Below are 22,517 nucleotides of genomic sequence, written 5' to 3' on the forward strand. Positions count from 1 at the left end.
CGCTCTGCCCCTGGAGGAATTCTGGGATGAGGATGGTCGTGCCGTTTCCGAACCGGCGCTGGTCGTCGATGTCGATGGGTTCGAAGGCCCGCTCGACCTGCTTCTTCATCTGGCGCGGGGGCAGAAGGTCGATCTGGCGCGCATCTCCATTCTGGCGCTCGTCGAACAATATCTGGAATTCGTCGAGCGCGCGCGTCATCTGCGTATCGAACTTGCTGCCGATTATCTCGTGATGGCCGCCTGGCTCGCATTTTTGAAGTCCAAGCTCCTCATTCCGCACAAGAAGACAGACGAGGGCCAGAGCGGTGACGAACTTGCCGCCATTCTCCAGTTTCGGCTGCGTCGTCTGGAAGCGATGCGGGAGGCAGCATCACGCCTGATGAACCGCAACCGGCTCGGCCGCGATGTCTTTGCGCGCGGTATGCCCGAGCCGACGACGATTCGCCGCGAAAGCACCTATTCCGCATCGCTCTACGATCTTTTAACCGCCTACGCCTTGCAGCGACAGCGCACCGCCGTGACCAATGTGCGTGTGGCAAAGCGCGGCGTATGGTCGCTCAAGGAGGCGCGCGATATCCTCATCCGGCTCATCGGCGGGTTCGACGACTGGGCGGCGCTCGACCGGTTCCTGATCGAATATGCCGTTTCCCCAAAGGAGCGGCGGACCGCCATCGCCAGTTCGTTTGCCGCAACGCTCGAACTCGTTCGGGAAGGTACGTTCCAGATTCGTCAGGACGGCGCATTTGCACCGCTTTATCTTAAGGCGAAGAGGGCCTGACATGGATCGGACCGCCGGCAAGGTGATTGCGTTTTCCGGGCAGGCAGGGGCGAAAAGCCCCGACTCCGATCTGTTTCAGACCATCCGGATCGTCGAGGCGCTCATCTTCGCGTCCAGCGAACCTGTTTCGATGCGTCACCTGAAGGAGAAGCTTCCGCAGGAAACGGATGTCACGCTCGTGCTTGCCGAGTTGCAGAAACTCTATGCGATGCGCGGTGTCAATCTCGTGCGGATCGGTGAGGGCTGGGCGTTTCGCACGGCAGCCGACCTGTCCTTCATTCTTGCCCGCGACGAAGTGCGCGAAAGGAAGCTGTCGCGCGCCGCGCTGGAGGTGCTGGCGATCATTGCCTATCACCAGCCGGTCACGCGCGCCGAAATGGAAGACATAAGGGGTGTCGAAACCGCCAAGGGCACGCTCGATACGCTTTTGGAGACGGGTTGGGTGCGCATGCGCGGACGCCGAAAAACGCCGGGGCGTCCGGTGACTTACGGCACGACCGACGCATTTCTCGACCATTTCGGCCTTGCGGAAATTCGCGATATGCCGGGCATGGACGAATTGCGCGGCGCGGGGCTTTTGTCCGCGCGCCTGCCGGCCGATCTTCAGGTTCCGACGCCGCCGGCCGATCCCGGCTTCTATGCCGATGACGAAGAGCCGTTGAGCGATATCGATCTGGAAGAACTCGGCCTGTTGACACCCAAGGTCGAGGATGATTGACCCGAAGCGCCGCGACAGACGGCGTCGGAGGTCAAGTGGCTGAAACGATCGAACGCAGGCAAGACGGGCAGGTTACGGCGGGCGTGACGTTCGCGGCGCGGCTGGCGTTCGAGGATGTGTCGCACGACTTCACACCGACCGCGCCGGTCTTGCGTGACGTATCGCTAACGGCGGAGCCGGGGGAGGTACTTTGTCTGCTCGGTCCATCCGGGTCCGGCAAGACGACGTTGTTGCGCATCGCGGCCGGTCTGGAGACACCGACGAAAGGCCGTCTTCTTCTCAATGATCGCGTCATTTGCGGACCAAGCGTCTTCGTGCCGCCCGAAAAGCGTTCGATCGGTCTCGTCTTTCAGGATTTCGCACTCTTTCCGCATCTGACCATTCTCGACAATGTGAAGTTCGGCCTCACCGCGCTGTCGCGTGAGGAGGCCCGCCGCGAAGCGCTCATCGCGCTGGAGCGTGTCGGGCTCCAATCCTATGCCGCGTCGTATCCGCACGCGCTTTCGGGCGGCGAGCAGCAGCGCGTGGCGCTCGCCCGCGCCATCGCGCCGCGTCCGGGTGTGCTCTTGATGGACGAGCCGTTTTCAGGCCTCGATTCCCGGCTGAAGGATTCGGTGCGGGCCGAAACACTCGCCATTCTTCGCCAGAGCCGTTCGACCGCCATCGTCGTCACCCACGACGCCGAGGAGGCGATGCGCATGGGCGATCGAATCGCGTTGCTCAAGGACGGTGAACTCGTTCAGACGGGCACGGGCGAGGAACTGTTCAATACGCCGGTCAGTCTTTTTGCAGCCGGTTTTTTCTCCGAGTTGAATATCTTCGAAAGCCGTGCACTGTCCGGCAGGGTCGAAACGCCCATCGGTATTTTCGACGCAAACGGTTTTCAAGATGGTGCAAGGGTTTCGGTGGCGACACGGCTTTCTGCATTCGATGTGTCGGAAACCGTTGGCGAAGTGCCCGCCCGGGTGGTATCACGCCGGTTCCTGGGAGGGGTGGAATTGCTGGAACTGGCCGTACAAGGGGCTGAGCGGGCCGTTCGGGCGCGAGTGCGCTGCGGCGGACTGGATCAAAAGAGCCGGGATGTGCGGCTGAATGTCCGGATTTCTGACGTTCTGGTGTTTGAAAGCCGCTCCGAAAACGCTTAGATCAACACGAACGAATGTTCGAAAGAGAGTGTGAACATGGGTAGTTTTTCCGTATGGCACTGGCTCATCGTGCTGGTCGTCGTCCTTCTGCTTTTCGGACGTGGCAAGATTCCGGAGCTCATGGGCGACATGGCCAAGGGTATCAAGAGCTTCAAGAAGGGCATGGCTGATGACGAGCCTGCCGGTACGAAGACCCTTGATCACCGCGCCGACGAGCCAATGGCGCCGGCCGACAAGGAAAAGGTCGGCAAGACGTCGACCTGATTGCCGGGCATCTGCCGGAAGGCTTCAGTGGCCTTTCGGGTGAATCGCTCGCGCATGCCATCGCACCTTTGCGCCGGTATCGGCGCAAAGCGCCCCATGTCCTGCGCGCCTGACGCGGAATTGAACGATGCTAGACTTGAGCTGGTCTGAAATCCTCATCATCGCGATCGTGCTGATCGTGGTCGTCGGCCCGAAGGATTTGCCGAATGTCCTGCGCAGCTTCGGAAAGACAATGTCGAAGGTGCGCTCGATGGCGGGCGATTTTCGCAAGCAATTCGACGAGGCGCTGAAGGAAGCCGAGCTTGAGGACCTGAAGTCGCTGGCCGACGATGCGCGCAAACTCAACCCTGCCGCTGAAATCCGCAAGGCGTTGAACCCGATGGAACAGGCCGCCAAGGATGTGCGCGCCGGCGTCGACAAGGCGATGAAGCCTGCTACTCCGATTTCTGCCGAAAAGCCCGCATCGACCCCGCAGCCGGCCGAGCCGCAGAAAGTCGGCGCAGCGGCGCTTCCCGAAGCTTTGGCGAACAAGCCGGACGTCTCGGCGAAGGCAGCAAAGTCTGCGGCCGGGCCGGCGAAAGCCGCCAAATCAGCCCGCAAATCGCCGGCGAAGGCAACCAGCACTGCTAAGCCTGCTGTGGCGGCGAAGCCGAAAGCCGCGTCTGCAGCAAAAAAGACGACGACTGTGAAGACAGCGACGGCAAAGCCCGCCGCAAGGGCGAAGGCGGACAAGTGAGCAAACCGGATACCGATTTGGAGGAAAGCTCCGCTCCGCTGCTGGATCACCTCATCGAGCTTCGATCGCGTCTGATTCGTGCGCTGATCGGCTTTTTCCTCGCCTTTCTGGTGTGCTTCTTCTTCGCACGCGAACTTTTCAACCTGCTCGTCGTCCCGTTTCAGTGGGCGACAGAATGGGCGGGCTTCAATCCCGATCAGGTCGACCTGATCTACACCGCGCCGCAGGAATTCTTTTTCACGCAGATCAAGATCGGCATGTTCGGCGGCATGGTTCTGGCCTTCCCGCTGATCGCGACGCAGATCTACAAGTTCGTCGCTCCCGGTCTCTACAAGAACGAGCGTTCGGCGTTCCTGCCGTTCCTTATCGCATCGCCCATTCTCTTTCTGATGGGCGCGGCGCTTGTCTATTTCTTCTTCACGCCGATGGTGATGTGGTTCTTCCTGTCGATGCAGCAGGTCGGTCCCGGTCAGGAAATCCAGATTTCGCTCCTGCCGCGCGTGTCGGAATATCTCAGCTTGATCATGACGCTGATCTTCGCGTTCGGGCTGGTCTTCCAGTTGCCCGTGGTGACGACGCTGATGGCGCGCGTCGGCCTTCTTTCCGCACAGGCGCTGGTCGACAAGCGCAAGATCATGATCGTCGCCGCTTTCGTGCTCGCCGCCGTCATCACCCCGCCCGATCCGGTCAGCCAGATCGGTCTTGCGCTGCCGACGATCCTTCTCTACGAGGTCTCCATCTGGATTGTCCGCCGGATCGAGCGCACGCGCGAACAGGAACGCATCGCCCGCGAAGCGGCGGAGGCTGCATCCTCCGAGGCCTGATCGTTTTCCGCGACGCCTCCCGCGGCCAGTCCCAAACAGATCATCGGGACGCCTGAAATGCTCGACATCAAATGGATTCGCGAAAAGCCCGAGGCGCTTGCCACCGCGCTCGTCAAGCGCAACTGGGCGCAGTCGGATGCCGACCGGGCTGTCGAGGGAATCATCGCGCATGACGAGGCACGCCGCGCCCATCTCGTGGCGCTGCAGGAAAAGCAGGAACGCCGCAACGCAGCCTCGAAAGAGATCGGCAATGCGATGCGCTCCGGCGACATGGCGCTGGCCGACCGTCTTAAAGCGGAAGTGGCCGACATCAAGACCTTCGTGCAAAATGGGGAGGCGACCGAGCGCGATCTGAATCGCAAGCTCCATGATGCGCTTGCCGTCCTGCCCAACATTCCGCTCGACGGCGTACCGCTCGGCAAGGACGAGGCCGACAATGTCGAAGTCCGCCGCGTCGGTGAGGGCAAGCGTAAGTCCAACTGGACGCGCGAGCATTTCGAGATCGGCGAAGCGCTCGGCCAGATGGATTTCGAGCGCGCCGCCAAGCTTTCCGGCTCGCGCTTCACGGTGCTTTCCGGCGAAATCGCGCGGCTCGACCGGGCGCTCGGGCAGTTCATGCTCGACCTTCACACCACCGAGCATGGCTATACGGAAGTCCTGCCGCCGTTGCTCGTGCGCGACGAGGTGCTGTTCGGCACCAATCAGTTGCCCAAGTTCGAGGAAGATCTGTTTTTCGTGCCGCACGGAGACAGCCGACTCGGTCTTATCCCGACCGCCGAGGTCTCGCTCACCAACCTCGTGCGTGAGGAAATCCTCGCCAATGACAGGCTGCCGCTGCGCTATACGGCACTGACGCCGTGCTTCCGTTCGGAAGCCGGTTCGGCCGGACGCGATACGCGCGGCATGCTGCGCCAACACCAGTTCTATAAGGTCGAGCTCGTCTCGATCACTGCCCCCGACGAATCGCTCGCCGAGCATGAGCGGATGACATCCTGCGCAGAAGAAGTCTTGAAGCGTCTCGACCTGCCGTTCCGCACGGTAACGCTTTGCACAGGCGACATGGGCTTCGGCGCACGCAAGACGTACGACATCGAGGTCTGGCTGCCGGGGCAGGACACGTTCCGCGAAATCTCGTCCTGCTCGGTCTGCGGGGATTTTCAGGCGCGGCGCATGAATGCGCGCTACCGCAAGGCGGACGGCAAGGGCGTCGGTTTCGTCCATACGCTGAACGGCTCGGGCACGGCCGTCGGGCGTGCATTGATTGCCGTCATCGAAAATTATCAGAACGAAGACGGCACCGTCACCGTCCCGCAAGCTTTGCGGCCCTATATGGGCGGACTGGAAAAGATCGGAAACCGATAAGGGAGACTTGGCCTTGCGTATCCTGCTTACCAATGACGACGGCATCCACGCCGAAGGCTTGAAGGTTCTGGAGCGGATCGCGGGGCAATTGTCCGATGATGTGTGGACCGTGGCGCCGGAGACAGACCAGTCCGGTTTCGCGCATTCGCTGTCGCTGTCCGAACCTTTGCGGATGCGCAAGATTTCCGACCGGCATTTCGCCGTGCGCGGGACGCCGACGGATTGCGTCATCATGGGCGTGCGGGAAATCCTGCCAGAGCCGCCGGACCTCGTGCTTTCGGGGGTAAACTCCGGCGCGAACGTCGCCGATGACGTCACCTATTCGGGAACCGTCGCCGGCGCGATGGAAGGCACGCTTTTGGGCATCGCCTCGATTGCGCTCAGCCAGGGTTACAACGTCACCGAGGAAGGGCGCACGCTTCACTGGGAAACGGCTGAAAGGCATGCACCTGCCATTTTGAAGCGCGTCCTCGACGCAGGAATTCAGCCGGGCATTTTTCTCAACATCAACTTTCCGAATTGCCCGCCCGAAGAGGTCCAGGGAACGCTCGTGACGAATCAGGGCAAGCGCGTTCACGGCTTGTCGCTCGACAAACGCCGCGACGGCCGTGGTTTCCCCTATTACTGGCTTCGCTTCAATCGCGCGCAATCCGAGATACGCGAAGGCACCGATCTTGCCGCGCTTCGCGACCGGCACATCTCGGTCACGCCGCTTCATCTCGACCTGACCGCGAACGAGGTAAAGGACCAGTTGAAGAAAGCGCTCGCCTGATGACGGACTCGACCGAGCGCGAGGGGTTCGCCGCGTTTTTGCTTCGCGCGCGTTCGCTCGGCATCACCGGCCGCGAATTGATCGCGGCCATCGAGGCGACGCCGCGCCAGAATTTCGTTCCCGATCAATGGCGCGACGACGCATGGTCGCGCCGTATGGTCCCCATAGAATGCGGGGAGGCGATCGAGGGCATCGACCTTCAGGCGAAGTGTCTTTCGGCGCTCGGGCTTCAGCCAGGCCAGCGCGTCTGCGAGATCGGGACCGGGTCGGGCTATACGGCAGCCGTCATGGCCCGCATCGCAGGCAGGGTGTTCTCTCTCGAACGCTACAAGACGCTTGCCGCGCAGGCGCAGGAACGGTTCGAGACGCTCGGCCTGACAAATGCGATCGCGCGCCATGCGGACGGGCTCTCGGATGTGGCCGTGGAAGGCCCGTTCGATCGAATCATATGCTGGTGCGCATTCGATACGCTGCCGCGTCATTTCGTGGATCAGCTATCCTCGAACGGAGTGATGGTCGCGGCGATCGGCCCAGCCGAGGACGAGCAGGCTCTGGCGCGGCTGACAAAGGTCGGTAGCCGGTTCGAGCGCGAAGATATCGGGCGCGTTCGCTTCCAGCCGATCGTGAAGGGCGCAGCGGCTTCCATCTGATTTCCTTCGATTTGACGCAGATTCGCCACCGAATTTAACCCCGCAGTAAGATTAACGCGCTTTAATCGAGCTTAGTTGGTATCGGGTAATTGCGGGTTCTGCCATGTGCTTCGGCCTTTCTCATCAGACACGACGAGTTCTTCTGCGCGGTGCCGCCGTGGCTGTCATCGGCGGCGTTGCAGCCGGCTGCAGTTCCAATGTCCAGCGGTTCCAGGATTCGCTTTTCACGAACTCGACGCAGCAGACGGCGGCGGTCGCTCCAGTCGCGCAGCAATATCCGGGTAATGTCGATCAGACCTATACGGGTTCTGTAGCGCAGACAGGTTCGCGCGGTGCGCCGGTGCCGCAGGCAGCCGTCAATGGCGGCCAGCCGGTCTACGCGCAGCAGCAGCCGGTTTATCAGCAGCAGGGCGGCTACCAACAGCAGCCCCAGCAGCAGCCGATGTATTCGGGGCAGGCCAATTCGCAGGTCGCCCGTTCAACGCTTGCTCCGCCCTCCGGCCAGGCATCTGCTCCGCAGGTCAACCAGCCTGCGCCGATGCAGCCTGCATCAAATGGTCTTCCGGCTCCCTCGCAGCCACAGCAGCCAGCGCAGGTCGCGGCCGTCTCGACGGCTCCGAATGTCGGCCAGCCGAATACGCTTCAGGCTCCTCAAACGGCGGCGGCATCGGGCAACGGCTCGTCTTATACCGTCGTGTCGGGCGATACGCTTTCGGCGATCTCGCGACGCACCGGCGTCAGCGCCGACGCTATCAGGCGCGCCAACAATCTTGACAGCGGCCTGATTCGCATCGGCCAGACGTTGACCATTCCGGCCGGTGGTTCGCAGCCTGCGACAACGCAGGTTGCAAGCGCCGCGCCGCAGCCGCAGCGCACCGATCCGGTCCAGACGGCAGCGACGCCTGCTCCGCAGCAACCCTCTGCACCCGAGCGTACGCAGGAAGCGGCCTACGCGCCTTCGGCTGCCGCACCTTCCATCGAATCGGCTGCCCGCGATACGGCTGCGGCCGCACCGGACGCCACAGGCGTCGGCAAGATGCGCTGGCCGGTACGTGGCCGCGTCATCAACAATTTCGGCTCCGGCGCAAGCGGTGACGGCATCGACATCTCCGTACCGCAGGGCACGCCCGTCATGGCGGCCGAGAACGGCGTCGTCATCTATGCAGGCGATGGCTTGAAAGAGTTCGGCAACACCGTTCTGGTGCGCCACGACGATGGGCTCGTCACGGTCTATGGCCACGCCAGCGACCTCAAAGTCGCACGCGGCGAAAAGGTCACGCGCGGCCAGCAGATCGCAACCTCGGGCATGAGCGGCAACGCTGACGCACCCAAGCTGCGTTTCGAGGTTCGCAAGGACTCCAGCCCAGTCAACCCAGCCGGTTATCTCGAATAGGACCTCATCGGCCGGTCCTGTAGTTCTCCAGTCCAGGATTGCGTCTGCCCGTCCCGCTTGCGGGGCGGGCATTTCGCGTTTCAGCCAAGCTTGCGTCCAAGCCGCCCGGCGACATCCTGAATAAATTGCCAGGCGACGCGGCCGGAGCGCGCACCGCGCGTCGTCGACCATTCGAGCGCGTCGCGATGCAGTGCCTCACGCTCGACGGGCAAGTCGAAATGGGTCGCGTAGCCGTCGATCATCGCCAGATAGTCGTCCTGCGAGCATTTGTGGAAGCCGAGCCAGAGGCCGAAACGGTCCGACAACGAGACCTTTTCCTCCACCGCCTCGGACGGATTTATCGCGGTCGAGCGTTCGTTCTCGATCATGTCGCGGGGCAGGAGGTGCCGGCGGTTGGAGGTTGCGTAAAAGACGACGTTTTCGGGTCGTCCTTCCACGCCGCCTTCAAGCGCAGCCTTCAGCGATTTGTACGACGTATCGTCATGGTCAAAGGAAAGATCGTCGCAAAACAGGATAAAGCGGAACGGCGTATCCTTCAAAAGGCCGAGCAGCTTCGGCAGCGTGTCGATGTCTTCGCGATGAATCTCGATCAGCTTGAGTGTGCCGTCGCCGGTCCGCTCGGCAGCTTGTGCATGCGCGGCCTTTACCAGCGAGGATTTGCCCATGCCGCGCGCGCCCCACAAGAGAACGTTGTTCGCGGCAGCGCCGGAAGCGAAACGCAACGTGTTGTCGACGAGGATGTCGCGGACGCGGTCAACGCCGCGGATCAGGCCGATCTCGACGCGGCTGACGCGCGTGACCGGATCGAGGGCAAGGCTCTCTGCATTCCACACAAAACAGTCCGCCGCTGCGAAATCGGGCGTCTGCGCCGTGCGCGGCGTCATCTTCTCCATGGCGTTTGCCAGGCGGTCGAGCCGCGCCATCAGCGCGGCGACATCGTCACGTTCCAACTGTTCTTCTCCGCTCGCGTTCCCGTCAGCTGCGGCTCTATCACGCAGGGGCAGATGCGCAAAGCGGTGTAACGAGAAGCAACAAGAGTTGCATTGATCGGCCCAGCGACTATATTCGCGCCGATTTCACGGGGCCGCATATCGCGGTCCCTTCGCATATTTTCGACAGGAGCAAGCAATGTTCGTGACCCCCGCATATGCGCAGGCAGCAGGTGGCGGAGCCCCCGACATTTTCATCAGCGTCCTGCCTTTCCTGTTGATCTTCGTGATCATGTATTTCCTCATCATCCGTCCGCAGCGCACGCAGATGAAGAAGCGGCAGGAGATGCTGGGTGCAGTCCGACGCGGCGACACTGTCATTACCGGCGGCGGTCTTGTCGGAAAGGTCACGAAGGTGACCGACGACAATGAGCTGGAAATCGATCTCGGCAACGGCGTGAAGGTCGTTTCCCTGCGCTCGATGATCGCGGACGTGCGCGTCAAGGGCGAGCCGGTCGCGAACCAGAACGCCAAGAAGTAGTCGCAATTGGGGATCACGACTTGTTTCGGATTCCCTTAGGCGAATATGGCATGACCGCGAGGTGGGGACCGCTGTCGGTCGAGGTTGTGCCTTTTCGATGAAGGCGCTGCTCCATTTTGGGTGGCGTCGTGAACGATTGAGGATGCATCGTATCGGCACGGCCAGACGGCTTTGCCGCCTTGATGCCAAAACCGCATGGGAACCGCGCCGCAGGCGCGACCTTGTGCCTGGAACGAGACCCGATGCTTTACTTTCCCCGCTGGAAGTCGATCCTGATCTGGCTGACCGTGCTTGTTGGTGTGGTTCTGGCCGCGCCGAACATGGTTCCGCAATCGACGCTGGGCGCGCTGCCGGACTGGTTGCCGAAGCGCCAGATGACGCTCGGTCTCGATCTTCAAGGCGGCTCGCACATGCTGCTCCAGATCGACCGGCAGGGAATGATCAACGATCGGCTGGAGACGCTGCGCGACGACGTTCGCACGACGCTTCGCGGCGCGAATGTGGGTTATACGGGCCTCTCCGACAGTGGCAGCACCGTGCAGGTGCGCGTGCGCGACACAGACCAGGTCGCCGCAGCGCGTACTGCGCTTCAAGGTCTGGCTGAACCCGTCTCGTCGGGCCTGTTCGGTTCCGGCGTCGTCACGGAAATCAGTCTCACCGAGAGCGAGCCAGGTCTGTTTCGGCTGGCGCTCACGGATGAGGGCATTGCCTATCGGCTGAACAACGCGCTCAACCAGTCGATCGAGGTTGTCGGCCGCCGCGTCAACGAACTGGGCACGACCGAGCCGATCATCCAGCGGCAAGGTGAGGATCGCATCCTCGTTCAGGTGCCCGGTCTGCAAGATCCTGAGCGTCTGAAAGAACTGCTCGGCCAGACGGCGCAGCTCACTTTTCAAATGGTGGACGTGACCAACGACGTTCAGGATGCGCTCAACGGCCGTCCGCCGGCCGGCACACGCATTCTCTACTCCACCGATGAACCGCGCGTTCCGTACCTGATCGAAAACCGGGTCATCGTATCGGGCGAAAACCTCATCGATGCACAGGCGACGTTCGACCAGCGTACCAACGAGCCGGTCGTGTCTTTCCGCTTCGACAATCAGGGCGCGACCCGTTTCGGTCAGGCGACGCAGCAAAATGTCGGTCGTCCCTTCGCGATCATTCTCGATGACGAAGTCATTTCGGCACCGCGTATCAATGAGCCGATCCTCGGCGGTTCGGGGCAGATTTCCGGCAATTTCACCATTCAGGGCGCTAACGATCTAGCGGTGCTCCTGCGTGCCGGCGCGCTTCCTGCCGATCTCGACATCATCGAGGAACGTACGGTCGGACCGAGCCTCGGTCAGGATTCGATCGATGCGGGCGTCATGGCGACGATCGTCGGCGGCCTGCTGGTCGTCGCGTCGATGTTCCTGATCTACGGGCGTCTCGGCTTGATCGCCAATATCGCGCTGGTCGCGAACCTCGCCCTTCTTGTCGCCACGCTCACGATATTGGGCGCGACGCTTACGCTGCCGGGCATCGCCGGTATCGTCCTGACGGTTGGCATGGCGGTCGATTCGAACGTGATCATTTTCGAACGCGTTCGCGAAGAGGTTGCGCGAGGGCGATCTTTGATCCAGTCGCTCGACCAGGGCTTTGCCCGCGCGCTTAACACCGTCATCGACGCGAACGTGACCTCGCTGATCGTTGCAGGCATCCTGTTCTACATGGGAACCGGCCCCGTTCGTGGCTTCGCCGTCACGCTGGCCATCGGCATCGTGACGACCGTCTTCACGGCCTACACCTTCACGCGCCTTTTGATCGCGGTATACTGGCTGAAGAAATTCAAGCCGACAAAGCTTCCTGCCGGGCTCGTCCATTATCTGCCGCTTGAAGCCAAGTTGCCGTTCATGAAGTTCCGCAACCTGGCTTTCGCACTCTCGGGTGCGGCGTCCATCGCAGTCGTCGTCATGTTCTTCATGGTGCCGTTCAACTACGGCATCGATTTCCGTGGTGGATCGAGCATCGAGGTGCAGGCACGGTCGGGTACAGCGGATGTCGGTGACGTGCGCGATCGTCTCCTGTCGCTCGACCTCGGCGAGGTTCAGGTTCAGGAGTTTGGCGATCCGAGCGAACTTCTGATCCGCATCGGCACCCAGGACGGCGAGAGCGACACTGCCGAGCAAGCTGCCGTCAATCAGGTGCGCGGCGTTCTGCAGGATGACTACGAGTTCCGCCGCGTGGAGATCGTCGGGCCGACGATTTCCAGCGAATTGGCGCGGACGAGCGCGATCGGCATCATCATGTCCATGATCGGCGTTCTCATCTACATCTGGGTTCGGTTCGAGTGGCAGTTCGGCGTCGGCGCGATCATCTCTACGGCGCATGACGTCGTCATGATGGTGGGGCTTTACCTGTTGCTCGGCCTTGAAATGAACCTGTTGTCGATAGCCGCGATTTTGACGGTGGTGGGTTATTCGATCAACGATACGGTCGTCATCTATGATCGTATTCGCGAGAATCTGCGACGATTCAAGAAGATGCCGCTCGATGACTTGATCAATCTGTCGCTCAACCAGACACTTTCGCGCACGTTGCTGACGGGGCTGACGACGCTTCTGGCGCTGGCTGCCCTCTACTTCTTCGGTGGTGAGGTTCTGGCGGTCTTCGTGTTCCCGATCATCGTCGGTATCTTCATCGGCACCTATTCCTCGGTATTCGTCGCCGGTCCGATGCTGGTCCTCTTCAAGCTGCGGCCGGACATTTTCGACACGGCCGAGGAAAAGGAAAAGGCAGCGAAAGCGCAGGCGCAGCACGACGCAGGGACACAGCTTCCGGCTGGAAGCTGACATGGCCGGCGGCCTGATCATCCGGGATGCGCACTTTCCAGGCCGCGCGCCGATCGATGCCTATGGCAATGGCGGCTTTCGTTTCGCCGACATGTCGCATCGCGGCTCGATCTTGTGCCTGCCATCGGGCATCCATGGCTGGGAGCCCGCCGACTTGAAAGCATTGACGGCGGGTGATTTCGACCGGGTCATCGAGGAAGCGGCCGACATCGAAATCCTGCTCGTCGGCATGGGAACCGATCTGAAGCCTTTGCCAGCGGGGCTACGACAACGCATGCGCGCGGCCGGCATCGGTGCCGATCCGATGTCGACAGGCGCTGCCGTGCGCACCTTCAATGTTCTTCTGGCAGAGGAACGCGCCGTCGCTGCCGCACTGATTGCGGTCGACTGATGGATTTGGCGCAGATGGTGCGGGATGGCGATCCCGATCGCTATTTCGCTACGCTTTTTGCGCCAGCCGACAAGCGCGAGCCCCTATTTGCGCTTTACGCTTTCGATGCCGAGATCGCTTCGCTTCGCCATAAGGTTCGCGAGGGCATGGCCGGCGAAATTCGCCTGCGCTGGTGGGCCGATGCACTCACCACGCCCATTTCGGAACGCTCCGGCAACCCCTTGGCGGATGCCTTGAAGGAGACGATCGAACGGCACAATCTACCCCGTGCAGCGTTCGACACTTATCTCGATGCCCGGATCGCGGATCTTTACGACGACCCGCTCTTAACGCGCGCCGATCTCGAGGCATATGCGGGCCAGACGGAGGGGCTGATCATGCAGCTTGCCTGCCTTATCCTCGATCGCGAACAGGCTCACCTTGCCGCAGACGCGTGCGGGCATGGGGCATGCCTTGCAGTGCTCGACCGGCTTTTGCGCAACGATCTTCATCCGCGCGCGCTGGTACCGGACGATATTCTGAGGTCGGCGGGTATCGACAGGACGGATGGCGAAAGCTCGCCATCTGAAACTCTCGTTTCTGCCATCGATGCATTCGCCATGGAGCACGCAGGTGCATTTCGCCACGCCGTCGCGACTGTTCCCGGAGAACTTTCGCCCGCTTTTCTTCACCTTGCACCGCGCCTGCGACCGGGGGCCCGACCGGGGCGGTTGCGCCGGCAATGGTCTGTGTTGAAGGTCGCAACGCGCGGTTGGCCGCAGCCGCGATAGCTCTATTCGGCAGCCTGCACGGCAGGCGCGACACCGAGCCATGCGCGCGCATCGCTCAAGGCGCGCGCGCTCATCGCCTTCTTCTTCGCAACCGATTTGTCCTTGCCGCGAAAACGCCCTTCGAAACCGTCGGGCTTAAGCTTGGTGCCGGGATCGAGCGGCGGGAAGAGGCCGAAATTGACGTTCATCGGCTGGAACGAGCGCTTGCCCGGCTCATCGTCGGATGTGATGTGCCCGCCCGTAATATGGTTGAGCAGAGCACCGAAAGCAGTTGTTACGGGCGGCAGGGGCAGCGGGTTGCCCATGCGCTCCGCAGCGGCGAAGCGGCCGGCCAGAAGTCCGATGGCGGCGCTTTCCACGTAACCTTCGCAGCCGGTGATCTGGCCGGCAAAACGCAGGCCCGGCCGCGACTTCAGTTGCAGCGAGCCGTCGAGCAGCGTCGGCGAATTCAAATAGGTGTTGCGGTGCAGCCCGCCGAGCCGTGCGAACTCGGCATTTTCCATACCGGGAATCATCCTGAAGATGCTCGCCTGCTCGGCATATTTCAGCTTCGTCTGGAAGCCGACCATGTTGTAGAGCGTGCCGAGTGCGTTGTCCTGGCGAAGCTGGACGACCGCGTAGGCCTTGACGTCGGGGTTGTGTTCGTTGGTCAGGCCCATCGGCTTCATCGGGCCGTGACGCAACGTTTCGACGCCGCGTTCGGCCATGATCTCGATCGGCAGGCAGCCATCGAAATACGGCGTGCCTTCCCATTCCTTGAACTCGGTTTTGCCGCCGTCGATCAGCGCCTGGACGAAGGCAAAGTACTGGTCCTTGTCCATCGGGCAGTTGATGTAATCCTTGCCAGTTCCGCCGGGTCCGACCTTGTCGTAGCGCGACTGGAACCAGCAGACGTCCATGTCGAGGGAATCGAAATAGACGATGGGCGCGATGGCGTCGAAAAAGGCCAGCGCGTCCGCACCGGTAGCCGTTGCGATCGCATTGGCCAGCGAGGGCGCTGTGAGCGGCCCGGTCGCGATGATGGTCTGGTCCCAATCGGAAGGCGGCAAGCCATCGACTTCCTCGCGGCGGATGGTGATCAGCGGATGAGCTTCGAGCTTTTGCGTCACCGCGTCGGAAAACCCGTCGCGATCGACCGCAAGCGCGCCGCCGGCCGGGACCTGGTTGGCGTCACCGCAGGCCATGATGAGCGAGTTTGCAAGCCGCATTTCCGCGTGCAGCACACCGACTGCGTTGGTCTCGGCGTCGTCCGATCGGAACGAATTTGAACAGACGAGTTCGGCAAGCCCCTCGGTCTTATGGGCGTCGGTTCCACGAACGGGGCGCATTTCATGCAGAATGACGGGCACGCCGGCCTGCGCGAGCTGCCAGGACGCTTCGGAACCGGCGAGGCCACCGCCGACGACATGTACGGGTTTTTGGGTCATGCGGCGAGATAATCCGAACGCCGGTGCTTTGCAAATCAAAGCTTCGCAAGCAGACTTCGAAAAAAATGCCCTCCCGAAACGCACGACACCCGCCGGGGAGGGAACCGGCGGGTGTCGCTGTTGGGGACCGACGCGTTGGGAGGAGGAAAACACGCCGGTCGTCGCGCTCAAGCCCTTTGGGAGGAGGTAAGGGCGAGCGGAGCTACTGAAATGTCTTAGACGGCCTTGCGGGCGACGAAAGGAATGTCGCCGCGGGCGATGCCGAGGTCGTTCAGTTCGCGGTTGGACAGGCGGCTCAACTCGTTGACGGTGTCACGGTAGCGGCGCCAGTTGCGGTAGTTGCGGATCAGGTTCATGTTCTTGCTCGTTCGTTTTCAGTTGTTCTTGCTGTATGGCGTGCAAATAATCGAGCAGCCTGCCTATTTGAAGTGCAGTTTCTGCATGCCTCATTTGCAATTGTGCATTGCAGCATTAACGCGCCTCAACGCTTATGGCTTAATTTTGAGGCAGCCATGGTTTCGTCGCAATCGCGCGGCGTCTGAAAGCCCGCTGAGTATGGGCTTGAAGGGAGAGGGATGTTTCCGCAACGACGCATTGTGCAGCGCGAAATAGATCACTGGGAAAAGCGTGGCCTTATCGATCGGGCGATCGGCGATCGGCTGCGCGCAGACATCAGTTCCCGCCATGTCGGCGGCGTACGCGTGGTCGAAACGCTCGTCGTCATGTCAGCGGTCCTGTTCGCCGCCGCAATCCTCATCTTTGTCGCAGCAAACTGGGACGCGATTCCGCGCATCGTACGCTGTGCGCTCCTTGCCGCCACCATCCTGGCGGCCAATACCGGCGGAGCCTGGCAAAAGGCGCGCGGCAACAAGCACGTGGCCGAAGGACTCTGGATTGTCGGGGCGGCTGCCTTCGGAGCGTCGATCGCGCTGGTCGGCCAGATGTATCATCTGTCGGGCGACGCGGCCGGCGCGTTTTTGACCTGGTATATCGCGACCGCAGTGTCCGCCGTCGCATTCTCGTCGCGCGCGCTCACGGTCGCCTGCGTTGGTCTCTCGGTAGCGTGGGCGATCGCATATTGGGGGCAGACTTATGCGATCTTCACCTCCTATCACAACGCGAACCACTTTTACCCGCTTCTGCTTGCCGGGGCTTACGCCATCTCATTTCGGACTGGAAGCGCACTGGCGCGCCACGCGGCAATGGTGGCGCTGGCGCTCTATTTCGCCATGCTGTTCGATGACTGGGGCGTGTGGTTTGCCGCAGGGCTGCTGATCGTCACAACCGCTTTGTTCGCTGCCGCCATACGCATGCCCGATCCGTTCGAGCGCATGTTGCGACTGGGCGGCAGACTGCCTATCCATCTGCTTCTTTATGCCATGCTGGCAGCGACGATGTTGCATTCGGAATGGTACGAGGGTGTGGAACTTGCAATCCTGGCTGCTTTTCTCCTGGTGATGCTTGTCGGCGTGCTGTTGATGGGCGGCCGCGAAAGCCGGGCCATTCGCGGCCTCGTCTATACGGCCTTCGCGGCCGAGCTTTCCTTTGTCTATATCCGCATGATCGGCACGATGTTGTCGACCGCTGGTTTCCTGCTGATCGCGGCGCTTGCCTTTGCGATATTCGCATTCGCCGTCTCACGTTTCGAGCGCCGGTTGGCCGGGGAGGCGGCTTCATGAAAAAGCTGCCATCCATCATTTTGACCGCCGTCGTCATCTCCTTGCTGCAGATCGCCTTCATCGGATGGATGATCGCCGGCCGGGCCGCCATTTTGCGTGACGGAACGGATGTGACCATGGTCGTCGAGCCGATCGATCCGCGCGACCTCCTGCGCGGCGACTATGTCGTGCTTTCCTATCCTGTATCGGCGTTGCGCGGCGATCTTGCGCCGAAAGGCGCAAGAGCTGGCGACACGATTTATGTGCGGGTCGCACCGGCTGAAGACGGCACATTTCGGCCGATCGCGGCGCGGATGGGTTCACCGCCGGAAGCTGCACTTCAGGAAGGCGAAGTGGATATTCGCGGTGCGGTGCGCAGTTCCATCTTCGGCATGGTGCGATCAGATTTCGGGATCGAGCGCTTCTACGTGCCGGAGGGTGAAGGCCGCGGCATAGAGGGGAATATGCGGCAGGATCGGTTCGAGGTCGTCGTTGCCGTTGCAGCCGACGGGTCCGCGCAAATCCGCTCGCTGCTGCACGAAGGCGTGCCCATCTATAGCGATCCGGTTTTTTGACAGCCGGCAATCGTCAGAAAAAAGCCGGTTTTGACGGCAAATTTCCTTTGATCGATAGGTAGCCGATGATATAGACCACCCGATTTCAAGGGCTGACTGCTGGTGAAGCGGGTGTGGCGGAATTGGCAGACGCACTTGGTTTAGGTCCAAGCGCTGAAAAGCGTGGGGGTTCAAGTCCCTCCACCCGCACCAACGGGCACCCTGAGAATGAACGCAGAGTCGGAGTGAGCGCACCGGTTTCGTCGTGCGATCCGGCTCAGGCCAATACGAATTCAGCACGCTGGGCGGCGCGTCGTCGCGACAGCAGCATGCGATAAGAAGGTGAGAGATGCAGGTAACCGAAACGCTCAATTCCGGGCTCAAGCGCCAGATCAAGGTGTCCGTGCCCGCCAAGGACATGGAAGCCAAGCTTTTGGAGCGTCTGTCCGACGCCAAGGGCAAGGTTCGCATCAACGGATTCCGTCCCGGCAAGGTGCCGGTGCAGCACCTGCGCCAAATGTATGGCCGCTCCTTCATGGCCGAGGTCGTCAACGAGATCATCTCGTCTTCGCCGCGCAACATCCTTGCCGAGCGTGGTGAAAAGGCTGCGATGCAGCCCGAGATCACCATGACCGAGGACGAGAAGGAAGCCGAGAAGATCCTCAATGGCGGCGAGGATTTCGAATTCTCGATCGACTACGAGGTCATTCCGGCGATCGAGGAAAAGGACCTTTCGGGCATCAAGATCACCCGCCAGGTCTATGACGTTCCCGAAAGCGAGATCGAGGAGCAGGTCAAGCAGGTTGCGTCGTCCGCGCGCACCTACGAGACCAAGAAAGGCAAGGCCGCCGATGGCGACCGCGTCACGATCGATTTCGTCGGCAAGATCGACGGCGAAGCTTTCGACGGCGGTTCGGCCGAAGACGCCAACCTCGTGCTTGGCTCCAACCAGTTCATCCCCGGATTCGAGGAACAGGTCGTTGGCCTGAAGGCTGGCGAGGAGAAGACCATCACGGTCACGTTCCCGGCCGATTACGGCGCGCAGAACCTTGCAGGCAAGGAAGCGACCTTCGACGTGACCGTCAAGGAAGTCGCAGCCGCCGGCGATCTGGAGATCAACGACGAAGTCGCGCAGCAGCTCGGTCTCGAATCGGCTGAAAAGCTCCGCGAAGTCGTGAAGGGCCAGATCGAGAGCCAGTTCGGTTCGATCACCCGCCAGAAGGCTAAGCGCCAGCTTCTCGACGCGCTCGACGAAGAATACAAGTTCGAGGCGCCCTCTAAGCTCGTCGAAGCCGAGTTCAACAATATCTGGACGCAGGTCACACGCGACCTCGAGCAGGCCGGCCGCTCCTTCGAAGACGAAGAGACGACGGAAGACGAGGCCCGCACCGAGTATCAGCGCCTTGCCGAGCGCCGCGTGCGCCTCGGTCTGGTCCTTGCCGAAATCGGTGAGAAGGCCGGTGTGCAGGTTTCGGACGACGAACTCCAGCGCGCTCTGTTCGAGCAGATCCGCCGCGTTCCGCAACACCAGCAGCAGGAAGTCTACGACTTCTACCGCAACAATCCGGGCGCTCTGGCCAACATTCGCGCACCGCTCTTCGAGGAAAAGGTGGTCGACCATCTCCTCAACGAAGTGAAGGTCGACGACGTCAAGGTGACGCGCGAGGAGCTTCTGGCCGAGGACGAGGACGAAGCGGGCGACAAGCCGGCCGCCGAAAAGAAGGCTGCTCCGAAGAAGAAGGCTGCGGCGAAGGACAAGGCCGAAGACGGCGAGAAGGCCGAGAAGAAGGCCGCGCCGAAGAAAAAGGCTGCCAAGAAGGACGAGGCTTCCGAGTAAGTCCCTCCCGAGAAAAACGACATCAAGGGGCCGCGTGGCCCCTTTTTGTTTTCTGGCCGCATCGGCCTTCCATTTTGCACAATCGCGCACGACATTGCGCACCGGACGGACAAGGGGATTCGCGGATGCGTCGATTGATCTTGGGTTTGACTTTGGCAGGAACGGCGCTCGCAAGCAGCCTTGTGTATGCGCAGGAGAACGAGGGGCGGGGTCTTCTCGACCTTTTCGGACTTCGCGGCGCGCAGGAGCAGGCCGAGGAAAGCCAGCCCCAGGATGATGCCGCGCAGCGCAGGCTCCCCTTCAGCCGCGACGAGGTGCAACTTTCCTATGCGCCACTGGTCGCTGAAGCCGGACCTGCTGTCGTCAACGTCTATGCTTCGCAGCAGGTGCAGGCGCGTTCGCCGTTCCGAGGCGATCCGTTCTTCGAGCAGTTCTTCAACCGTCAGATGCCGCCGCGCGTCCAGTCGTCGCTTGGTTCGGGCGTCATGGTGGACGCGTCGGGCTATGTGGTGACGAACAATCACGTTATCCGGGACGCCGACGAGGTGCGTATCGCGCTGCCGGACGGGCGCGAGTACCAGAGCGAAATCCTGCTGCGCGACGAGTCGCTCGATCTGGCCGTCCTGAAAATCGAGGGCGACGAGGACTTCGCTTCGATCGCACTCGGTGATTCCGATGCGCTCGCAGTCGGCGATCTGGTACTGGCGATCGGCAATCCGTTCGGCGTCGGCCAGACGACGACGAGCGGCATCGTTTCAGCACTCGCACGCACCCATATCGGAATTTCCGATTTCGGCTTCTTCATCCAGACCGACGCGGCGATCAATCCGGGCAATTCGGGCGGTGCGCTCGTCAATATGGGCGGCGAAATCATCGGCATCAACACGGCGATCTTCAGCCAATCGGGCGGGTCTGTCGGCATCGGTTTCGCCATTCCGTCGAACATGGTGCGCGCCGTAGTCGACGCGGCGAGATCTGGCGCGGATTTCTTCGAGCGGCCTTATATCGGAGCCGGATTCGATCCTGTCACGGCCCAGATCGCCGATGCGCTCGGCATGGCGCGCCCGCGCGGCGCGCTCGTCTCCAGCGTGACGCCTGACAGCCCGGCAGCCAATGGCGGCCTTCGCCCCGGTGATGTGGTCCTGTCGCTCAATGGCCGCGCCATCGAGCATCCCGATGCACTCGGCTACCGTCTGGCAACGCTTTCGGTCGGCTCCACCGCTGAACTGAGCGTGCTGAGCCAGTCGCAGGAACGGACCGTCGAAGTGGAATTGATCCGCGCGCCAGAAGGCGTCGACGGTGCAGAAAGCCGGATCGACGGCAGCAGTCCCTTTGCGGGCGCAACGGTTGCCAGCCTGTCGCCACGTATTGCCCAGCGCCTTCGCCTGCCCGAACAGGCGCGCGGCGTCGTCGTTACCGATATTGCGCGCAACTCACCGGCCGCAAGCCTCGGGCTACGCCGCGGCGATATCGTCCATGAGGTCAACGGCACGCAGATCGATTCGACCGACGCTCTCGAACAGGTGGCATCGGAACAGACCCGCTGGTGGCGCTTTACACTGGAGCGCGACGGGCGTCTTCTGCGCCAGGCAATGCGATACTGACGGATGCGGATTTGGCCGACCTTTTCAATCGTGACGACGAGAATGGTAAAGCAGCGCCGATAGGCCAGCCGCTGGCCGACCGGCTGCGACCGCAAAAGCTTGGCGACGTCGTCGGACAGGAACATTTGACGGGCGAGGGCGGAGCGCTGACGCGTCTTTTGCGCTCCGGCACGCTCGGCTCGATGATCTTCTGGGGGCCTCCCGGAACGGGCAAGACGACCGTCGCGCGTCTTCTGGCCGGTGAAACGGGACTGGCTTTCGAACAGATATTGGCGATCTTTTCCGGCGTTGCCGACCTGAAAAAAGTGTTCGAGGCAGCGCGCTTGCGCCGAAGTCAGGGGCGGCAAACACTCCTCTTCGTCGACGAGATTCACCGCTTCAACCGCGCGCAGCAGGATTCCTTCCTGCCCGTCATGGAAGACGGTACGGTCATTCTCGTCGGTGCGACGACCGAGAACCCGTCCTTCGAACTCAACGCGGCGCTTTTGTCACGCGCGCGTGTCCTGACCTTCCATTCGCTCGACGGCGAGGCGATCGCGAAGCTGCTCGATCGCGCCGAGGAAACGGAAGGCCGCAAGCTGCCGCTAGACGAGGAAGCGCGGGCCGTCCTTTTGCGCATGGCAGATGGTGACGGACGCGCGGCGCTGACGCTTGCCGAGGAGATCTGGCGGGCGGCGTCTGGCGACGAGATTTTCGACGCGGAAGGCCTGCAACGCATCGTTCAGCGCCGCGCGCCGGTCTACGACAAGAGCCAGGACGGGCACTACAACCTGATCTCGGCCTTGCACAAATCCGTTCGCGGTTCCGACCCTGACGCTGCGCTCTATTATCTGGCGCGTATGCTCGATGCGGGTGAAGACCCGCTTTATCTCGGCCGGCGGCTCGTGCGCATGGCGAGCGAGGACATCGGACTTGCCGACCCGCAGGCGCTTGCGATCACGCTCGCGGCCAAGGACGCCTACGATTATCTCGGTTCGCCCGAGGGTGAACTGGCGCTTGCCGAAGCCTGCGTCTACCTCGCCACCGCGCCGAAATCCAACGGCGTCTATGTCGCCTATAAAGCGGCAATGCGCGCGGCGAAGGAGCACGGTTCGCTGCTGCCTCCCAAGCACATCCTCAACGCGCCGACCAAGCTGATGAAATCGGAAGGCTATGGCGGCGGCTACGAATACGACCACGATGCGCCCGATGCGTTTTCCGGCCAGGACTATTTTCCCGAAGCGCTCGGGCGACAGAAATTTTACGATCCGCCCGATCGCGGTTTCGAGCGCGACATCCGCAAGCGGCTCGACTGGTGGGACAGGCTGCGTCGCGAACGGCAGGCGAAATAGGG

General features: G+C 61.8%; 22 protein-coding genes and 1 tRNA gene. 20 read left to right on the top strand and 3 right to left on the bottom strand.

Annotated elements, in window-relative coordinates; translation table 11 throughout:
- Window positions 1-4: 4 nt before the first annotated feature.
- The 10 genes from ACX82Z_RS05615 (at window position 5) to ACX82Z_RS05660 (ending at window position 8,642) form a co-directional block, all read left to right on the top strand.
- A complete protein-coding gene (locus ACX82Z_RS05615; RefSeq protein ID WP_459911631.1) occupies window positions 5-778 on the top strand; it encodes a segregation and condensation protein A in 774 nt (257 codons plus the stop codon).
- 1 nt (window position 779) lies between these two features.
- Entirely contained in the window at window positions 780-1,496 is a 717-nt protein-coding gene (gene scpB / locus ACX82Z_RS05620) for an SMC-Scp complex subunit ScpB (RefSeq protein WP_459587097.1), read from the top strand.
- Window positions 1,497-1,531: 35 nt separating this feature from the next.
- Window positions 1,532-2,641: an ABC transporter ATP-binding protein gene (locus ACX82Z_RS05625; protein WP_459587099.1), complete on the top strand. Its 1,110-nt coding sequence runs from the start codon at window positions 1,532-1,534 to the stop codon at window positions 2,639-2,641.
- Window positions 2,642-2,677: 36 nt separating this feature from the next.
- Window positions 2,678-2,905 (top strand): twin-arginine translocase TatA/TatE family subunit, encoded by a 228-nt coding sequence (locus ACX82Z_RS05630; protein ID WP_459587101.1) that lies wholly within the window; start codon window positions 2,678-2,680, stop codon window positions 2,903-2,905.
- 127 nt (window positions 2,906-3,032) lie between these two features.
- Window positions 3,033-3,641 (top strand): Sec-independent protein translocase protein TatB, encoded by a 609-nt coding sequence (gene tatB, locus ACX82Z_RS05635; RefSeq protein WP_459587102.1) that lies wholly within the window; start codon window positions 3,033-3,035, stop codon window positions 3,639-3,641.
- Window positions 3,638-4,465 carry a twin-arginine translocase subunit TatC gene (tatC, locus tag ACX82Z_RS05640; protein ID WP_459587104.1) on the top strand — a complete coding sequence of 276 codons (828 nt, stop codon included), beginning with the start codon at window positions 3,638-3,640 and terminating at the stop codon, window positions 4,463-4,465. The genes tatB and tatC overlap by 4 nt, the downstream gene beginning before the upstream one ends.
- A gap of 57 nt (window positions 4,466-4,522) precedes the next feature.
- A complete protein-coding gene (serS, locus tag ACX82Z_RS05645) occupies window positions 4,523-5,827 on the top strand; it encodes a serine--tRNA ligase (RefSeq protein ID WP_459587106.1) in 1,305 nt (434 codons plus the stop codon).
- Between the two features lie 13 nt (window positions 5,828-5,840).
- Window positions 5,841-6,599 carry a 5'/3'-nucleotidase SurE gene (gene surE, locus ACX82Z_RS05650; protein ID WP_459587108.1) on the top strand — a complete coding sequence of 253 codons (759 nt, stop codon included), beginning with the start codon at window positions 5,841-5,843 and terminating at the stop codon, window positions 6,597-6,599.
- Window positions 6,599-7,249 (top strand): protein-L-isoaspartate(D-aspartate) O-methyltransferase, encoded by a 651-nt coding sequence (locus ACX82Z_RS05655; protein ID WP_459587109.1) that lies wholly within the window; start codon window positions 6,599-6,601, stop codon window positions 7,247-7,249. Before surE ends, ACX82Z_RS05655 begins: the two co-directional genes overlap by 1 nt.
- A 157-nt stretch (window positions 7,250-7,406) precedes the next feature.
- A complete protein-coding gene (locus ACX82Z_RS05660; RefSeq protein ID WP_459587111.1) occupies window positions 7,407-8,642 on the top strand; it encodes a peptidoglycan DD-metalloendopeptidase family protein in 1,236 nt (411 codons plus the stop codon).
- Between the two features lie 80 nt (window positions 8,643-8,722).
- On the opposite strand, the gene ACX82Z_RS05665 is transcribed toward ACX82Z_RS05660, so the two are convergent.
- A complete protein-coding gene (locus ACX82Z_RS05665) occupies window positions 8,723-9,565 on the bottom strand; it encodes an ATP-binding protein (protein WP_459911633.1) in 843 nt (280 codons plus the stop codon).
- A gap of 205 nt (window positions 9,566-9,770) precedes the next feature.
- On the opposite strand from ACX82Z_RS05665, the gene yajC reads away from it, so the two are divergent.
- The 4 genes from yajC (at window position 9,771) to ACX82Z_RS05685 (ending at window position 14,104) form a co-directional block, all read left to right on the top strand.
- On the top strand, window positions 9,771-10,112 hold the full coding sequence (gene yajC / locus ACX82Z_RS05670) for a preprotein translocase subunit YajC (protein ID WP_459587113.1): 342 nt from the start codon (window positions 9,771-9,773) through the stop codon (window positions 10,110-10,112).
- Window positions 10,113-10,354: 242 nt separating this feature from the next.
- On the top strand, window positions 10,355-12,943 hold the full coding sequence (secDF, locus tag ACX82Z_RS05675) for a protein translocase subunit SecDF (RefSeq protein ID WP_459587114.1): 2,589 nt from the start codon (window positions 10,355-10,357) through the stop codon (window positions 12,941-12,943).
- Between the two features lies 1 nt (window position 12,944).
- Window positions 12,945-13,334 carry an Mth938-like domain-containing protein gene (locus tag ACX82Z_RS05680; protein WP_459587115.1) on the top strand — a complete coding sequence of 130 codons (390 nt, stop codon included), beginning with the start codon at window positions 12,945-12,947 and terminating at the stop codon, window positions 13,332-13,334.
- A complete protein-coding gene (locus ACX82Z_RS05685; RefSeq protein ID WP_459587117.1) occupies window positions 13,334-14,104 on the top strand; it encodes a phytoene/squalene synthase family protein in 771 nt (256 codons plus the stop codon). The genes ACX82Z_RS05680 and ACX82Z_RS05685 overlap by 1 nt, the downstream gene beginning before the upstream one ends.
- 2 nt (window positions 14,105-14,106) lie before the next feature.
- Here the strand turns inward: ACX82Z_RS05685 and trmFO are convergent, their stop codons facing one another.
- A complete protein-coding gene (trmFO, locus tag ACX82Z_RS05690) occupies window positions 14,107-15,531 on the bottom strand; it encodes a methylenetetrahydrofolate--tRNA-(uracil(54)-C(5))-methyltransferase (FADH(2)-oxidizing) TrmFO (protein WP_459587119.1) in 1,425 nt (474 codons plus the stop codon).
- A gap of 215 nt (window positions 15,532-15,746) precedes the next feature.
- Window positions 15,747-15,887: a DUF1127 domain-containing protein gene (locus tag ACX82Z_RS05695; protein WP_459587121.1), complete on the bottom strand. Its 141-nt coding sequence runs from the start codon at window positions 15,885-15,887 to the stop codon at window positions 15,747-15,749.
- A gap of 219 nt (window positions 15,888-16,106) precedes the next feature.
- On the opposite strand from ACX82Z_RS05695, the gene ACX82Z_RS05700 reads away from it, so the two are divergent.
- The 6 genes from ACX82Z_RS05700 (at window position 16,107) to ACX82Z_RS05725 (ending at window position 22,515) form a co-directional block, all read left to right on the top strand.
- Window positions 16,107-17,210: a DUF2157 domain-containing protein gene (locus ACX82Z_RS05700; RefSeq protein ID WP_459587122.1), complete on the top strand. Its 1,104-nt coding sequence runs from the start codon at window positions 16,107-16,109 to the stop codon at window positions 17,208-17,210.
- The gene (locus ACX82Z_RS05705) at window positions 17,207-17,764 is read left to right on the top strand and encodes a GDYXXLXY domain-containing protein (protein ID WP_459587123.1); all 558 of its coding nucleotides are present in this window, start codon (window positions 17,207-17,209) and stop codon (window positions 17,762-17,764) included. Before ACX82Z_RS05700 ends, ACX82Z_RS05705 begins: the two co-directional genes overlap by 4 nt.
- A gap of 107 nt (window positions 17,765-17,871) precedes the next feature.
- A tRNA-Leu gene (locus ACX82Z_RS05710) sits at window positions 17,872-17,956 on the top strand.
- 136 nt (window positions 17,957-18,092) lie between these two features.
- A complete protein-coding gene (tig, locus tag ACX82Z_RS05715) occupies window positions 18,093-19,580 on the top strand; it encodes a trigger factor (protein ID WP_459587125.1) in 1,488 nt (495 codons plus the stop codon).
- Window positions 19,581-19,705: 125 nt separating this feature from the next.
- On the top strand, window positions 19,706-21,184 hold the full coding sequence (locus ACX82Z_RS05720) for a DegQ family serine endoprotease (protein WP_459587127.1): 1,479 nt from the start codon (window positions 19,706-19,708) through the stop codon (window positions 21,182-21,184).
- A gap of 11 nt (window positions 21,185-21,195) precedes the next feature.
- Window positions 21,196-22,515, top strand: a complete 1,320-nt coding sequence (locus ACX82Z_RS05725) for a replication-associated recombination protein A (RefSeq protein ID WP_459587129.1) — start codon at window positions 21,196-21,198, stop codon at window positions 22,513-22,515.
- Window positions 22,516-22,517: the final 2 nt, after the last annotated feature.

It is taken from the genome of Aliihoeflea sp. PC F10.4, assembly GCF_054612275.1.

Excerpts from the sequence above, each read along its gene's own strand:
- ACX82Z_RS05630 (WP_459587101.1), top strand. The coding sequence starts at position 2,678 with ATGGGTAGTTTTTCCGTATGGCACTGGCTCATCGTGCTGGTCGTCGTC.
- ACX82Z_RS05665 (WP_459911633.1), bottom strand. The coding sequence starts at position 9,565 with ATGGCGCGGCTCGACCGCCTGGCAAACGCCATGGAGAAGATGACGCCG.
- yajC (WP_459587113.1), top strand. The coding sequence starts at position 9,771 with ATGTTCGTGACCCCCGCATATGCGCAGGCAGCAGGTGGCGGAGCCCCC.
- ACX82Z_RS05655 (WP_459587109.1), top strand. The coding sequence starts at position 6,599 with ATGACGGACTCGACCGAGCGCGAGGGGTTCGCCGCGTTTTTGCTTCGC.
- scpB (WP_459587097.1), top strand. The coding sequence starts at position 780 with ATGGATCGGACCGCCGGCAAGGTGATTGCGTTTTCCGGGCAGGCAGGG.
- ACX82Z_RS05685 (WP_459587117.1), top strand. The coding sequence starts at position 13,334 with ATGGATTTGGCGCAGATGGTGCGGGATGGCGATCCCGATCGCTATTTC.
- ACX82Z_RS05705 (WP_459587123.1), top strand. The coding sequence starts at position 17,207 with ATGAAAAAGCTGCCATCCATCATTTTGACCGCCGTCGTCATCTCCTTG.
- ACX82Z_RS05695 (WP_459587121.1), bottom strand. The coding sequence starts at position 15,887 with ATGAACCTGATCCGCAACTACCGCAACTGGCGCCGCTACCGTGACACC.
- ACX82Z_RS05700 (WP_459587122.1), top strand. The coding sequence starts at position 16,107 with ATGTTTCCGCAACGACGCATTGTGCAGCGCGAAATAGATCACTGGGAA.
- ACX82Z_RS05720 (WP_459587127.1), top strand. The coding sequence starts at position 19,706 with ATGCGTCGATTGATCTTGGGTTTGACTTTGGCAGGAACGGCGCTCGCA.
- serS (WP_459587106.1), top strand. The coding sequence starts at position 4,523 with ATGCTCGACATCAAATGGATTCGCGAAAAGCCCGAGGCGCTTGCCACC.
- ACX82Z_RS05680 (WP_459587115.1), top strand. The coding sequence starts at position 12,945 with ATGGCCGGCGGCCTGATCATCCGGGATGCGCACTTTCCAGGCCGCGCG.
- tatB (WP_459587102.1), top strand. The coding sequence starts at position 3,033 with ATGCTAGACTTGAGCTGGTCTGAAATCCTCATCATCGCGATCGTGCTG.
- trmFO (WP_459587119.1), bottom strand. The coding sequence starts at position 15,531 with ATGACCCAAAAACCCGTACATGTCGTCGGCGGTGGCCTCGCCGGTTCC.
- tig (WP_459587125.1), top strand. The coding sequence starts at position 18,093 with ATGCAGGTAACCGAAACGCTCAATTCCGGGCTCAAGCGCCAGATCAAG.
- secDF (WP_459587114.1), top strand. The coding sequence starts at position 10,355 with ATGCTTTACTTTCCCCGCTGGAAGTCGATCCTGATCTGGCTGACCGTG.